This is a genomic window from Microcoleus sp. D3_18_C2 (assembly GCF_036702395.1).
Classification (GTDB): Bacteria; Cyanobacteriota; Cyanobacteriia; order Cyanobacteriales; family Microcoleaceae; genus Microcoleus.
This window is the reverse complement of sequence record NZ_JAUBTG010000066.1, coordinates 1-13,432: the sequence shown is the minus strand read 5'-3', so window position 1 is coordinate 13,432 and position 13,432 is coordinate 1. Positions and strand designations below refer to the sequence as shown.

10 protein-coding genes are annotated in these 13,432 nt (G+C 45.2%); 8 read left to right on the top strand and 2 right to left on the bottom strand.

Annotated elements, in window-relative coordinates:
• Positions 1–28: 28 nt before the first annotated feature.
• Entirely contained in the window at positions 29–2,485 is a 2,457-nt protein-coding gene (locus tag QUA88_RS25715; RefSeq protein ID WP_333205270.1) for an ATP-dependent helicase, read from the bottom strand.
• 166 nt (positions 2,486–2,651) lie between these two features.
• On the opposite strand from QUA88_RS25715, the gene QUA88_RS25710 reads away from it, so the two are divergent.
• On the top strand, positions 2,652–3,659 hold the full coding sequence (locus QUA88_RS25710; protein WP_333274497.1) for a DUF4349 domain-containing protein: 1,008 nt from the start codon (positions 2,652–2,654) through the stop codon (positions 3,657–3,659).
• Positions 3,660–3,802: 143 nt separating this feature from the next.
• On the opposite strand, the gene QUA88_RS25705 is transcribed toward QUA88_RS25710, so the two are convergent.
• Entirely contained in the window at positions 3,803–4,897 is a 1,095-nt protein-coding gene (locus QUA88_RS25705) for a RuBisCO accumulation factor 1 (RefSeq protein ID WP_333057726.1), read from the bottom strand.
• A 227-nt stretch (positions 4,898–5,124) separates the two neighbouring features.
• Here QUA88_RS25705 and QUA88_RS25700 point away from each other — a divergent pair, with 227 nt between their 5' ends.
• From QUA88_RS25700 to QUA88_RS25670, 7 genes are all read left to right on the top strand, one after another.
• Positions 5,125–6,339 carry a transposase gene (locus QUA88_RS25700; RefSeq protein WP_333057725.1) on the top strand — a complete coding sequence of 405 codons (1,215 nt, stop codon included), beginning with the start codon at positions 5,125–5,127 and terminating at the stop codon, positions 6,337–6,339.
• Positions 6,340–6,426: 87 nt separating this feature from the next.
• Entirely contained in the window at positions 6,427–7,371 is a 945-nt protein-coding gene (locus tag QUA88_RS25695; RefSeq protein WP_333057724.1) for a response regulator, read from the top strand.
• A 392-nt stretch (positions 7,372–7,763) separates the two neighbouring features.
• On the top strand, positions 7,764–8,477 hold the full coding sequence (ubiE, locus tag QUA88_RS25690) for a bifunctional demethylmenaquinone methyltransferase/2-methoxy-6-polyprenyl-1,4-benzoquinol methylase UbiE (RefSeq protein ID WP_333249884.1): 714 nt from the start codon (positions 7,764–7,766) through the stop codon (positions 8,475–8,477).
• Positions 8,478–8,595: 118 nt separating this feature from the next.
• Positions 8,596–9,828, top strand: coding sequence for a DUF445 family protein (locus QUA88_RS25685; RefSeq protein ID WP_333057721.1), 1,233 nt, complete (start codon positions 8,596–8,598; stop codon positions 9,826–9,828).
• Positions 9,829–9,996: 168 nt separating this feature from the next.
• A complete protein-coding gene (locus QUA88_RS25680; protein ID WP_333057719.1) occupies positions 9,997–10,305 on the top strand; it encodes a DUF3493 domain-containing protein in 309 nt (102 codons plus the stop codon).
• A gap of 598 nt (positions 10,306–10,903) precedes the next feature.
• Positions 10,904–11,479, top strand: coding sequence for an alpha/beta hydrolase (locus tag QUA88_RS25675; RefSeq protein WP_333057718.1), 576 nt, complete (start codon positions 10,904–10,906; stop codon positions 11,477–11,479).
• Between the two features lie 574 nt (positions 11,480–12,053).
• On the top strand, positions 12,054–13,262 hold the full coding sequence (locus QUA88_RS25670) for a DegT/DnrJ/EryC1/StrS family aminotransferase (protein ID WP_333208444.1): 1,209 nt from the start codon (positions 12,054–12,056) through the stop codon (positions 13,260–13,262).
• Positions 13,263–13,432 lie beyond the last annotated feature (170 nt).

Sequence of the window (13,432 nt, the reverse complement as noted above, 5' to 3'; positions counted from 1 at the left end):
ACCGGACATGATATAATTCTTACTTCTTTTATATAGCATTACTCGGAAATCTCTGCTTCAAGACAGGCATTACCGGACAAGGTTTTTGCTCCTGTAAATTCTCTGGTTTGTTCCACGTAAAAGGCCCTTTTTTCTCCGCCGCCATCCACAACAAACTTTTTGCTCGCGTCATCGCCACATACAGCAGTCGAAACTCTTCTGCTGTTTTCAAATAACCTGCTTGTTCCCACGCTTCGCCTAGATTTGGTAAAGGATATTTTCCGTGCAAACTTGCTCGAATTTGTGCTCTCGCTACCTCTGCTAAAGTGAAATCTCCTAAAAATCGGGTTTGCGGCAAAACCCGCAAATTTCCGGGGATGGTTTGTTCGTGCAGAAACGGCAAAAATACGCAATCCCAATCCAATCCTTTAGCTTTGTGCATGGTAATAATTGTTAGTTGACCTTTGCTGGTATAACGTTCTTCTATTTTGTCGTCTGCATCCACAGGTTCAAATCTTTCGGAACTGACAATTTCGCTAAGTACGCCCAAAATATTCCGCATTGAATTGTTGCCGGCTGTTTGGATTGCTACTCGTTCTGCTAATTTGTCGGCGGTGGCTAATTCTGTTTGGTCGTATTGCAGCGCTAAGGCTAAGAAGGAAATGATTTGGTAGGGCGGCAGTTCTAAGCTAGCTTGCAGCAAACCGCAGCAAAAATAGCGGCATTTGCGAACGGGATCTGACTGCTGGGGGTCTAGGGGGCCTGGGTAAAGGAATTGTTCGGGGCTGGTAGCAAAAGCATTGTAGTCTTGTTTGGGGATGAGTTGTCGATCGCTCAAAATCTTTAAGGCTGCTTTCAGGTAGTCTGGAGAGTGCGGGCGATCGAGAAATTGCAGCAGTGTTAAGATTTCCCAAGGTACTTGAGAATGTCTGTCGCGTTCTCCCACATCCTCAATTTTAATCCCGTATTTACGCAAATCAAAGCTTAATCCGTGTTTTTGAGGATTTTCTAGCACTTCTTTGATAAACTTACCTTGTTTATTTTCCCGCACCAAAATAGCCATCGATTTCAGATTTTCTAAGGGCAATTTTGCACTATTTTCCCCATCGCTCGCTTCACCGCCTGATTCGATATTTTTGCCATTTATTCCAAATTCAAACTCTGCTGGTAAAAATTCTTCTACTAACTCAATTACCCGCTTACCAATCAACTCAACTGTATGGTAAATATCGCGCGGAGTATGCAATTCTAAGCCTCGACCAATCGGAGCCGGATTTGCATTTTGCTGCGGGTCATCGCTGGGTACTGGCTTAATAGTTTGGTCGCGAAAAGGCTTTTCATTTTTCGCTAATTCCGAACCATTTACCCATTGCAACATAAAGTTAGCGGCCTCGATAATTACTTGGGTGCTGCGACCGGCACCGTCCATTGTCGCTAACTTATTCTCTACTTCGCACTCATCACAAAATTGGTTAAAATAAATCGGATCGGCGGGAGTGAAAGTAGAATTAATCGCTTGATTTGGATCGCCAACTCTGATAAAATTGGGAGGTGATTTAGCAGGCTCTGGATCGCTCGCCAATGTTTTCAAAAGCCGAGTTTGCAAAGGTGTCGAATCTTGGGCTTCGTCCTCAAAAACGGCAAATACTTGCTTTTGCTCGATCGCCCTCGCCTTCGGATTTTCCAACACCCGCAAAGCTGCTAAAATCATCTCGTCATAATCGATGAATTCCCGACTCCTCAACAAAGCCTGATATTTTTGATATAAACCCCCAGCTACTGCTAAAATTTCATAACCATCCCCAGTATCAAGAGCGCTCATTTCTAACAACTGTTCGGGAAACAAACCAGAAGATTTTGCCTCGTGAATCACAGTTTTAGCTACCTGCGGCAAAATTTCCGTCCGCAAAACCGATTGTCGCCGCAGCCTCTCCGTTTCCTCTCCGTCGAATTGCTGTCCTTCCAACAAAACTTGATATCTGCGGGGATTTTCCGCAATCCAAAGTTCTACACAGGTGCGAATTAATCGGTGACTTTGAGTGGGAGTAACTAAGGTTGAATTTTCTAAATTTAAACCCGACAAATCAGGATGGCGCATCGCAATATTCAAAGCTAAACCGTGCAAAGTGTGCACCGCAAAACCGCCTTGAGATAAAGACAATTCTGTCAATCTTTCCCGAATTTTAGCTTTAATATTAGCAGCAGCCGATCGCGTAAATGTGACGACAATTAACTGGCGGCGGCTGTGAAGCCCGTTGCGGGCGATCGCAATTGCCGACGCAGCAGCCATTCCCGTAGACTTCCCGGCCCCCGGAACCGCCGAAACAGCAAGGGGACCGCCTTGCCAATCCGCCATGTCTTGCTGCCCCGCACGCAAGCTTTCGCGAATTTTAAGGCAAGCTTGTTCTCGCAAAACTGCCGCAGAGTCTAACCCAGAGGAAATGTTGCCAGGGCGATCGATATTGGTTGTCGATCGCATAAAATCAGAATCAAATTCATCAGTCATTATTACATCCGCGTTTATCTGCGTTCATCTGCGGTTAAAAATAAAAAAATCTGCAACCTCTACCGTTTCCATTTCGGTATCGGCTAAACTAACGCTATCTATTCGAGCTTAAATTAAAACCAGCATAAAATTCAATACCCAAGCCTTTTTTAGAGGAGTCACCCAAATGAAAACTCACCTCAAAATCAATTCCCCGCCCCACAAGCCAAACCCAAACCCAGCCAACAACAGCACAACTCGTTTTGCTGTTGCGGTATTCTTAACTTTATCTTCCACAATTGCTTTGCCTAGCTGCGGAGGAGCTCAAACGTCCAGCAGCGCTCCAGGCGGCGCAGGTTCATCCAGCATCCGTGAAAACCAAGTGGCCGAATCGGCTCCACAATCGGCACCAGCACCCGATCCAGCAGCCCAAAGGTCACAAACTTCTGGTGCATCAAAAAAAGCAGCAGAAACGACCGCAACCCGTCCCCAACTGATTAAAAAAGCCCAACTCAGTGTAGTTGTCAAATCTATTGACGCCAGCACTAAATCTGTTACTAATATTGTCGAAAAACAGCAAGGCGATATCTTGGGTTTCCAAAATCAGAAGCCGCCGGATTCGAGTGTCCGCCAAACCGCGTCTGTGGAGATTCGGGTGCCTCAAGAACGTTTAGAAACTACTTTAAATGCTTTGGCAAAACTCGGAACTGTAGAGAACCGTTCTCTGACGGCTGAGGATGTTACCACTCAATTAGTTGACAGCGAGGCTAGACTGCGGAATCTCCGCAAATCCGAGGAAATGGTGTTAAAAATTATGGAGCGATCGGGTTCTGTTGGCGATGTACTCAAAGCTGCTCAAGAGTTGAGCAATATTCGGGAGTCGATCGAACGCATTGACGCTCAGTTAAAAAGTTTGCGAAATCAAGTAGCCTATTCAACTATTAGCTTAACTCTAGAAGCAGCAGTATCGGCTCAACAAACTCAGGAACCTTCTCTAGGTTTGCGGGCGCAGGAAACTTGGGGGAAAGCGACTCATTCTGTGGGTGAATTGACGCTCGGTTTGTTTGCTTTGGGTATTTGGCTGTTGGCTTACAGTCCTTATTTGCTGTTAATTGGGGCTGCGGTTTACGGCTTTAATCGATTTAAGAAACAGCATTCTGTTCCGCAAATTCAAGAACCGAAACCGCCTCAGTAGTCAGTAGTCATTAGTCATTAGTCATTAGTCATTCCACCCACATAAAATTTATGTATTGGGGAACAGCCGAAGAAACCGTTCTTAAAACCAACGACAACTGACAACCGTCAACTGACAACCATCAACAGTCAACAGTCAACTCACTAATCATCAATTTGCCATCCATCTTTGGTATAGTCTTCATCCACAATCTTTTTGGGACGCATCACCAGAACAACTCGCCCCAAAATAGGAATATCCGGGGATTGTTCAAACCAGTACAATTCTAAATTGCCAGCGTTATCTGCGAGGAAATAACTGTCAGCATCCCACTGTCTTTGAGCTCGATCGGCAATAATCAAAACTTCTTCAACTTTGCCTTGCAGCGGTACCGGCAATTTATCGCTCATTCCCAAAACCGCCACCGGATCTTCAGCGTTCAAAATTACCTGCCATCCGGGAATCGCCACCCAAGCTCCTGCTCCAGAAAATTTTACCATTCGGAACGGCTCGATTTCCTCCGGCAAAGGCACTGCCAGCAAATCTGTCGTAGAAAGCGGCAATTTGCCCACAACCGGGACAACGCGCGGCAATTGTTCTTCGGTATCCAGCCGGTAGACGGGCAAGCGGGGCGCTTCCCGTCTCGCAACTACGGTAAAATCGACGAGCAACTGCTCGATTTGCGCCCTAGCGGTTTGGCTGCTAGCTAATTTTAAACCGCGAGCAATTAAGCGCGATCGCTCTTGCAAATCGCTTTTCTGTCTCGCTAATTGCCAGCATTGGTAAGCCATAGCATCGCCGGGAGTGTCTGTGAACCCTTGGGGGAGACTCCCGAAGTGCGAAAACTCCTTGATCGCTTTAGCAACTTGGCGAGCATCGTCAACATCCAAGTTGTGGGTTAGCATCAAAGCAGCCGCCCCGGCCCGCTCTACTTGAGAGAGAATCCGAAACTCGTATAAGATATCGCTACCTTTGCCCAAAAAGTGCGATCGAACTTCCTCTGAAGCCCCAGCATTTACCATGCTGGTGTAAACTTGGGCTGCGACGCTTACTTGATTTTGCTGAATTGGCTCAAAACCCGTTTCTTCAAAAATCCTTTGAGAGTTGTAGCCAGCTTTTAGCAGTGCAGTGCAGGCCTGTCCCCACTCTACCCAAGTACCTTCTTTGCGGCGGAGCGATCGAATTAACTTTTCAGCATCCACAGCATTTGTGGAGGATGCAGATGCAGGAGGGGAGGAATCTTGCGGTGTATCAGTCATAATTGAATCAAAAACTCAGGCTAAGTTATGTGTAATTGGATACCGGCAAGGCTCGTGTCGCGGCAGAGCGATAGATTAATAGTAAGTGAGTTATGAGACTATTGTTACCGGAAAACGAGAGGAAAGCCCCCGACTTCAGGCGTGGGGATGAACTCGGCAGCGGAGGCGGCTACCTACAGTCTTAGAAAAATCCTGGTTGATTTCTAAAAGCATGATATGATTATATCATGCTAACAGTAACTCACGAGTACAAACTACGTCCAACCAAATCTCAAGTTCAAATATTTGAGATTTGGTTGTCTGTTTGTCGTCAGGTTTATAACTATGCCTTGCGAGAACGGAAAGATTGGGTGAATTCTCGTAAGTCTTCTGTTAATGCTTGTTCGATAGTTGGTGAGTATATTATCTCACCGGATACTCCTAGACCAACCTATGCTAGTCAGTGCAAAGGTTTGGCAGAAGCTAAGAAGCATTGTCCCGAATTAAAGACCCCTCATTCGCAAGTATTGCAGCAAACTTTAAAGGTTTTAGAGTCGGCATTTGTGGCAATGTGGGATAGAGGGCATGGGTTTCCTCGCTTCAAAAAACGGATGCGATCGTTTGTTTTCCCGGCTGTTAAGGATGCAGCAGTGGAGAATGGAAAGGTTAATCTGCCTAAGATTGGGTGGGTAAGGATGAAAATGTCTAGACCCACACCAGAGGGTTTTATACTCAAGCAAATTAGAGTAGTTAAAAGGGCATCAGGATATTTTGTCATGCTGACCTACCAGTTAGCAGTCAACCTGCCCGCTCGCCCACCGTCAGGACATCCATTAGGGGTAGATATTGGGCTTGACAAATACCTCGCAACTTCAGATGGAGAATTAGTCAACAGACCGAGATTTTTTCAGGCACTTCACCGCGAGTTGAAATCACTGCAGCGAAGATTAAAGCATCAAAGAAAAGGGTCTAAGAATTGGCTTGCTCTCCAGAAAAAGATTGCTAGAATTCATCAAAAAATCAGTGATACCAGAAAGGATTGGCACTATAAATTAGCTCATAGGTTATGTGACCAAGCAGGAATGATATTCATTGAGGATATCAATTTTAAGGCTTGGGCAAAGGGGATGTTCGGTAAACATAGTCTCGATGCAGCCTATGGTCAATTCTTCTCGATTCTGTCTCATGTGTGTTGGAAGCGCGGGGTGTATTTTGCTCGTGTTGATAAAAACTATACGAGTCAAATTTGCCCCCAATGTGGAACCCATACTGGTAAGAAAACCTTGGATGTCAGAATCCATAGTTGTCATTCGTGCGGGTACACCACTCATCGCGATACAGCAGCAGCACAAGTAATTAGAGACAGAGGTATTCTTGCGGTCGGGCAGCCCGTGAGTAAAACTGCTTCTGGAGGCGTTCTATCGGGGATCGATAGTAATATCGGTCTAGAGTCGAGCCTTTGAGAGAAGAATCCCCCGCATTCTATGCGTGGGGAGTGTCAAAGAATAGTTGCTCGCCTAAATGTACAAAGGGGAGTTTATCGTATTGTTATGGATAATGCCATTTCAGAGCTAGATCAAATTAAACGCCAGCTCATGACCCTACACAGACCGAAAAAGCCCAAAATGCTGGTAGTAGACGACGAACCAGACAATCTGGATTTACTCTACCGCACTTTCCGACGAGATTTTAACGTTCTCAAAGCTGAGAGCGGAATTCGCGCCTTGGAAGTCCTCGGCATCGAAGGCGAGGTCGCCGTAATCATTTCCGACCAGCGGATGCCCGAAATGAAGGGAACGGAGTTTTTGAGCAAAACCGTGCCCCAGTTTCCGAATACGGTCAGAATTATCTTGACTGGTTTTACGGACATTGAAGACTTGGTGGATGCGATTAACTCAGGACAGGTTTATAAGTATATCACCAAGCCTTGGGACCCGAACGAACTGAAAATGGTGGTGCAAAAGGCAGCCGAGACTTATGAAATTCTCAAGCAGCGGACTGAGGAATTGGATCGCGCTCAAAATCAAATACAACTGTTAGCAACAATCATGCAAACGGCTGTGGATTATCCGAGTTTGGAAGCAAGTTTAGATCCAATTGCTACTGCTATAAGTGATAATTTTTTGGCGGACTTTTGCATTTTGCAACTGGTGGAAGGAAATGTTTTAATCCCAGTCCAAGGCTGTCACACCACGGGTTCAACTGTGGAAAATTGGCTGGCGGATGACCCTCTGGTTCGAGAAGCAATTACCTCTCAAACTATTCAGGGTGTTGTGAATATTGGACTCGACACCAACCTAGCGAGTCTGCCGCACTATCAGAAATCCGGCATTCAAGCTCACCTGAGCATCCCGGTTAGTCACAAAGGTCGATCGATCGCCCTAATTTCCATGCAGTGGAAACAACCTTGTTCCCTGCGCCCCGACGAACTCACAACCGTTCACCTCGCCGCTCAAGAAGTTGCTTTGGTATTGACGAGTTTTCAGGGTCATTAGTCATCAGTCAATCGATTTTAGATTTTAGATTTTAGATTTTAGATTTTAGATTTACTTGCAGCGCAGTGAATCTTGGAGCTTGAACAAAAGTCTAAAATTTTTGAATTTCCACGACGATTGTCGGGAGCTTGTACCTGTTTTTGGGCGGGATCGTCAGTCATTAGTTGTCAGTCATTAGTTATTAGTCGGCTCTCTGTCTTGAGTTTAAAATAAGAGCCAACGAAGGATTCAAGACAAAATCTCGCGGATAGCTAACAAATAAAAAAGCATTAATGACTGGCGACAGCATGACATGAATGCACGAATTAATTATTTTTTCCTGCTGATAAATCACCAATGACCAATGATTAATGGCTAATGACTAATGACCAATGACTAACAACTAATAACTAATGACTAATAACGCAGAACAAATTAAAACTATATTTAATCGAATTGCACCTGTTTACAACCAATTGAACGACTGGTTGAGCTTTGGGCAACACCGGATTTGGAAGCAAATGGCGGTGAAATGGAGCAGTGCGGGCCCCGGAAATACTTGTTTAGACTTGTGCTGCGGTAGCGGGGATCTAGCTTTGTTGCTGGCCAAACAAGCAGGGCCGACTGGTTGCGTATTTGGAGTAGATTTTTCCGCCGAACAATTGGCCGTGGCTGCTAGGCGAGATCGACCTTTTCTCACCCCTGCTAGTCCCATTTCCTGGGTAGAAGCTGACGCCCTAGACTTGCCTTTTGCTGACAATTACTTCGACTGCGCCACAATGGGTTACGGGCTGCGTAACGTGACTGACATCCCCCGCAGTCTTCAGGAATTGCACCGCGTGCTCAAACCCGGTGCCAAAGCAGCTATTCTCGACCTCCACCGCCCCAGCAATTCCCTAATGCGGAGCTTTCAGCAGTTTTATCTAGACACTCTTGTAGTGCCCATTGCTCAGCAATTTGGCATGACTCAAGAATATGCCTACATTAATCCTAGTTTAGAAAAATTCCCGATCGGCCAGCAACAAGTCGCGATCGCCAACAAAGCCGGATTTGCCGCCGCCACCCACTACCCCATTGCTGGAGCTATGATGGGAGTATTGGTATTAGTCAAAGCAATTGAAAATTAAAAGTGGTTGCAGTTTCGGTCGATCGAATACCCCAGATCAAAATTTTAGACCAAGGTTCAACCCCCCAGATTCATCTGTGGAGTAAATCTAAAATCTAAAATCTAAAATCTAAAATCTTATGAATCCGTCTGACATTTGGCTGTTGTTGGCCCCACCTGTAGTGGGAGGAATTATTGGCTATTTCACTAACGATATAGCTATCAAAATGCTGTTCCGTCCCTATCGAGCTATTTACATCAAAGGGCGGAAGTTGCCTTTCACTCCAGGCTTGATCCCCCGCAACCAAGAGCGTTTAGCAAAGCGAATTTCCGACACAATTATGGGTTCGCTGCTGACGCCACAGGAACTGCAAAACTTGGCGCGCCGCCTCCTGCAAACCGAGCGGATGCAGTCGGTGATTCTCTGGTTGTTACAGTTGGCGCTCGATCAGGTAAAAGCAGACGCAGAGCAAAAAACGGCTAAAATTCTCGCTAACATTCTGCGAGATTTGCTGGGGGAATCTGTGCCGCGAATTCTCAAAGTTTTGGCGCGCCGGGAAGATTTTTTAGAAGCTCAGCTTAATCAAATTTTTGACCAAGTTTTGCTGGAGATTCAGCTAACGGAAGCTCAGGCTGCTCAGCTTGCTGAGTGGTTGTTGCAGGTAGTAATACCACCGGAAGTGCTGCGGCAGGCTTTAATTGACTTTTTGACGGATCGCAATATTTCGATCATCGATGAAGGGTTTCGAGAAAAAACCAGCGGCACTTATTGGGTAGTAGCAAATTTGTTTGGTTTGCGGAACACTTTAACTCGGCTGCGGACTTTTTGTCTGGATGACAGAGAAGCGACAAATCAGCGCTTAGCAGAGTTAACTATTTCTTTGGGAATTCGCGGGCGAATTCAGGAATGGCTGCAAAATTTGTCGATGCAAAATTTACCGGTTTCGACTGTGAGACAGTTGCGAAAAACTATGCGCGACAGTGTTCGCAGCTATGTTCAGCAGCGGGGTACAGATGTACTTGAGGGGTTGAGTAAATCTATTGACTGGGAAAATATTTCGCGGTTGATTCTCAATCGCTTGCAAACTTCAGCGGTGATGAGCGCTTCCCTGGGAATTGTCAGCAAAGAACTGGCTTTGGTTTTAGAGCGCTATCTAGAGCGGGATTTAGAAAATATTGTAGCTCAGGCTATCCCAATTTTGAATATTGACCAGGTGATTGTCGATCGAGTCAAAGGTACTTCTCCTGAAGAGTTGGAGTTAGCAATTCAGGGAATTGTCAAAAGCGAGTTGCAGGGAATTGTAAATTTAGGAGGCATTTTGGGTGTTTTTATTGGCTGTTTGCAAACAGTTGTGCTTTTGCTTCAGCGGTGATTTGTTTCGGCAGTTGTGAGATATTTGTTGTAGTCTAATATTCGCTTGACTTGCGCCCACATGACCAAAAACCTGGTTTTGCGACCGTATTGGCGACCTCAGCCAGAGGATTTCTGGTAGAAACCGGGTTTTTGTGGCCCAATCCTAATTTACTTATTTTCTAAATCTATGCCAGCTCCAAATTCGGACGATCGCACAAACATCCCAAAAAACCCGCGCAACCTCAGCCGCCAACAATACGAGCGTTTAACCGCAGAAATGGCCACTCCCTACCGGCCTCTGCGACAGTTTGTCTATGTAGCTTGTGGCGCTTCGGGCTTTATCGGCGGCTTGGTTTTCCTCGCTAAAATTGCCTCTGGCCGCGAAATTGGCTCTGCTTTGCCCAATTTTGCCCTCCAAGTCGGAGTGGTGGCCCTGATGGTGTTCCTGTTTCGCTGGGAGCAGCGGGCCGAGGGCCGCTCCCCGAAGTCCAAGTAACAAAAATGTACAAATCGAGACAAAAATTTATCTTAGGCAAGAAAAAGTTATAAATATAAAGAAATTATTATGAAATCGTGGTTTTCCAGCGATCCCTGTAATTATAAGAATGTGGGTTCAATTGGGGTCAGCAAATTTAAAGGCCCTAATCATAAACCGCTTGTAACTCGTTCAATTGGGGTCAGCTTTCATAAAGACCCTAAATATATAAAATAAATTTAAGCCCAGCGCCAGCCTTCACTGATAGAAGAGCTGGCGTTAGGCATTTTGCTAGGATCGAGAGATAGAGCGAGAGAATCAGTAGGGTTTGCATCCCCCACACAGAGGCCCGTAGCAGCGTCCTGAACAGAGTTTTTTGCCTAGCATCCGGTATCGGTAATACCAGTTCCCAAAAATCATGCAACTCTAGGCCCATACTCGAAACCACGACGATCAGTCATTCGCAGTTCTAAAATCTAAAATCTAAAATCTAAAATCTAAAATGGTATAAGTGTTGGGGCGATCGAATAATGTGGCATTTCCCGAATACCTGAGCCTGTACAGTAACTAATAAGATGTGTCAAAGTCGAAGTAGAAAAAGATGTTGGGAGATTTGAGTATGGGTCGAGCATTTTTCAAAAAGCGGTGGACGTTATTTTTAGCAGCAGGCGCGGGAATTGTATTTTACAGTAATGCTGCTGTGGCTGCCGAAAAGGTAGTGCTCAAATACAGTGCGATCCGAATGACTTTACCAGTCAGCGAATTAGAAATTTTTGTAGAAACTGGAAAAATGTCGCCCGGCTTAGAAATGCTGCTGGGAAAAGCAAAAAAAGACCCGGAATCCGTTCGCAACAGTCTGACGAGACCGGTGAAAGTCAGTCAAAGCTTTTTGGATCGGACGCTTAACAGCAAGGTTGGGGAAATAATCCTCGATGAAGTGGGTGAGGTAATTCGCACTCCTTCTGGGAATGCAAATCGAGAAGCTTTGAGATCTGCCTTGGTGCTGTCTGCAACTAATGATAACGAGATTACACTGCTGGAAGCGATGAAAAATTATCCTACTCCAGAAGTTTATGTTGAGGGCGATCGTTTAGTTGAAGCTTACGGCAAACTTGTAGCTTTGTCAGAACAATTGGGCGGCGTGTCAGAACGGCTGCAAGACGTTTTGAACAAGATTCGTCTGCCTAGATTGTAGTGGATTTGGTCGAGGACGGTTGATTGCTTTGATCGATCGCAGAATGTTGCTGAACCTGCATCAATAACAGGAAAGTTACATTTTTTTTGTGCAAAATTTGCCTACTTTTTACACCACTACAAAAAAATCTAACTCCAGGCAAGCTCCAAACCAGACGGGAATCAGTCATTCTTAATTCTAAAATCAAAAATCAAAAATTAGATAACTTCGCTGTCTAATCTAGATCGGGATAGATGTTCGACAGTTTACGAAAAGTTAAGCGAGAAGTACCCGTGTTTTTTTTGAATAAAGTATTTAAAACACAAAATGCAGGCGAGAGCTTGTGTATCGCTCATAAACTGAAATACGATCTACTGGACATTGCAGATTCTCTATCTTAAAATAGATGAATTCTGTCATACTCAGGCGCTTGCGGAAAAACGGCTGGTCATTACTAAGCTTGTTATACAAAAGATGCCATTACACAAGGTATTAGCAAACAAGATGGAGCTAGAAAAATAAATAAGAAACGCTGATACCGCCTTCATTAACACTTCCATTTGATTAACTTTACTTACTGGGTAAGACTAGCAACATGAACAACACTCCTATTCGTTCAAAAGACCGTTTTTTGGTTTTCGGCGCCCCGGCGATCGAAGATGCCGAAATTCAAGAAGTGGTGTCAACCATGAAAACAGGTTGGCTGGGTACAGGCCCTAAAGTTATGAGTTTTGAAAATGACTTCAAAGCTTACAAGGGTTCCCAGTACGCGATTTCAGTCAATTCCTGTACGGCGGCACTGCACTTGAGCATCCTCGCTGCTTCGTTAGAACCGGGGGATGAAGTTATTACTACTCCGATGACTTTTTGCGCTACAGTTAATGCGATCATCCACGCAGGGGCAACGCCGGTACTGGCGGATGTAGATCCGGTGACAATGAATATTGACCCGGCTCAAGTCGAAGCTAAAATAACTTCAAAAACTAAAGCAATTTTGCCAGTTCACTTCGCAGGTCGTCCCTGCGATATGGATGCGCTTTGCGAGATTGCTAGCCGTCACAACTTGAAGTTAATTGAAGATTGTGCTCACGCGATCGAAACAGAGTACAAGGGGCGGAAAGCAGGCACATTTGGCGACTTCGGATGCTTCAGCTTTTATGTCACCAAAAACATTACGACAGGCGAAGGAGGAATGATTATCGTCAGCAGTCAAGAATACGCCGACAGGCTCAAAATTTTAGCGCTGCACGGTATGAGCAAAGATGCTTGGAAGCGCTTCGGAGACTCGGGTTACAAGCACTACCAAGTGGTGGAGGTCGGTTTTAAATACAATATGATGGATCTGCAAGCTGCGATCGGCATTCATCAAATGAAACGAGTTGCTCCTTATTGGCAGCGGCGGGAGCAGATTTGGCAGCGCTACAACGAAGCATTTGCGGATTTGCCGATTACTTTGCCAGCGAAGCCCGAACCGGATACCATTCATGCTTATCACCTGTACACCATTCTGGTAGATGAAGCCAAAACAGGAATCAGCCGCGACGAGTTTCTCAACGCTATGAATGCTGAAAATATCGGTGTCGGCGTACATTACATGAGTATGCCAGAACATCCTATCTATCAAGAAATGTTTGGATGGCAGCCGGAAGACTATCCCAATGCTAGCTACATCGGACTGCATACAATTAGCTTGCCGATTTCGGCAAAATTAACAGATGCAGATGTGGAAGATGTAATTGCTGCTGTTAAAAAATGTTTGGCGATCGGCAAAACTAAAAATCGAGCTTTGGCAACAGCAGGCTAAAGTCCTGAAATAGCTTGTCATTAAAACATCCTAGCTGTTTTTTAAGAAAAGCAGCTAGGATGTTTTTTTCGATATTTTTTCTCCACAACGCCCTTTACCAAGAAATTGGGTCTAAAGCCCCGTCATAAGCTTGACGGCTTTAATTAATTATCAACTTTTGTTAATTGTTT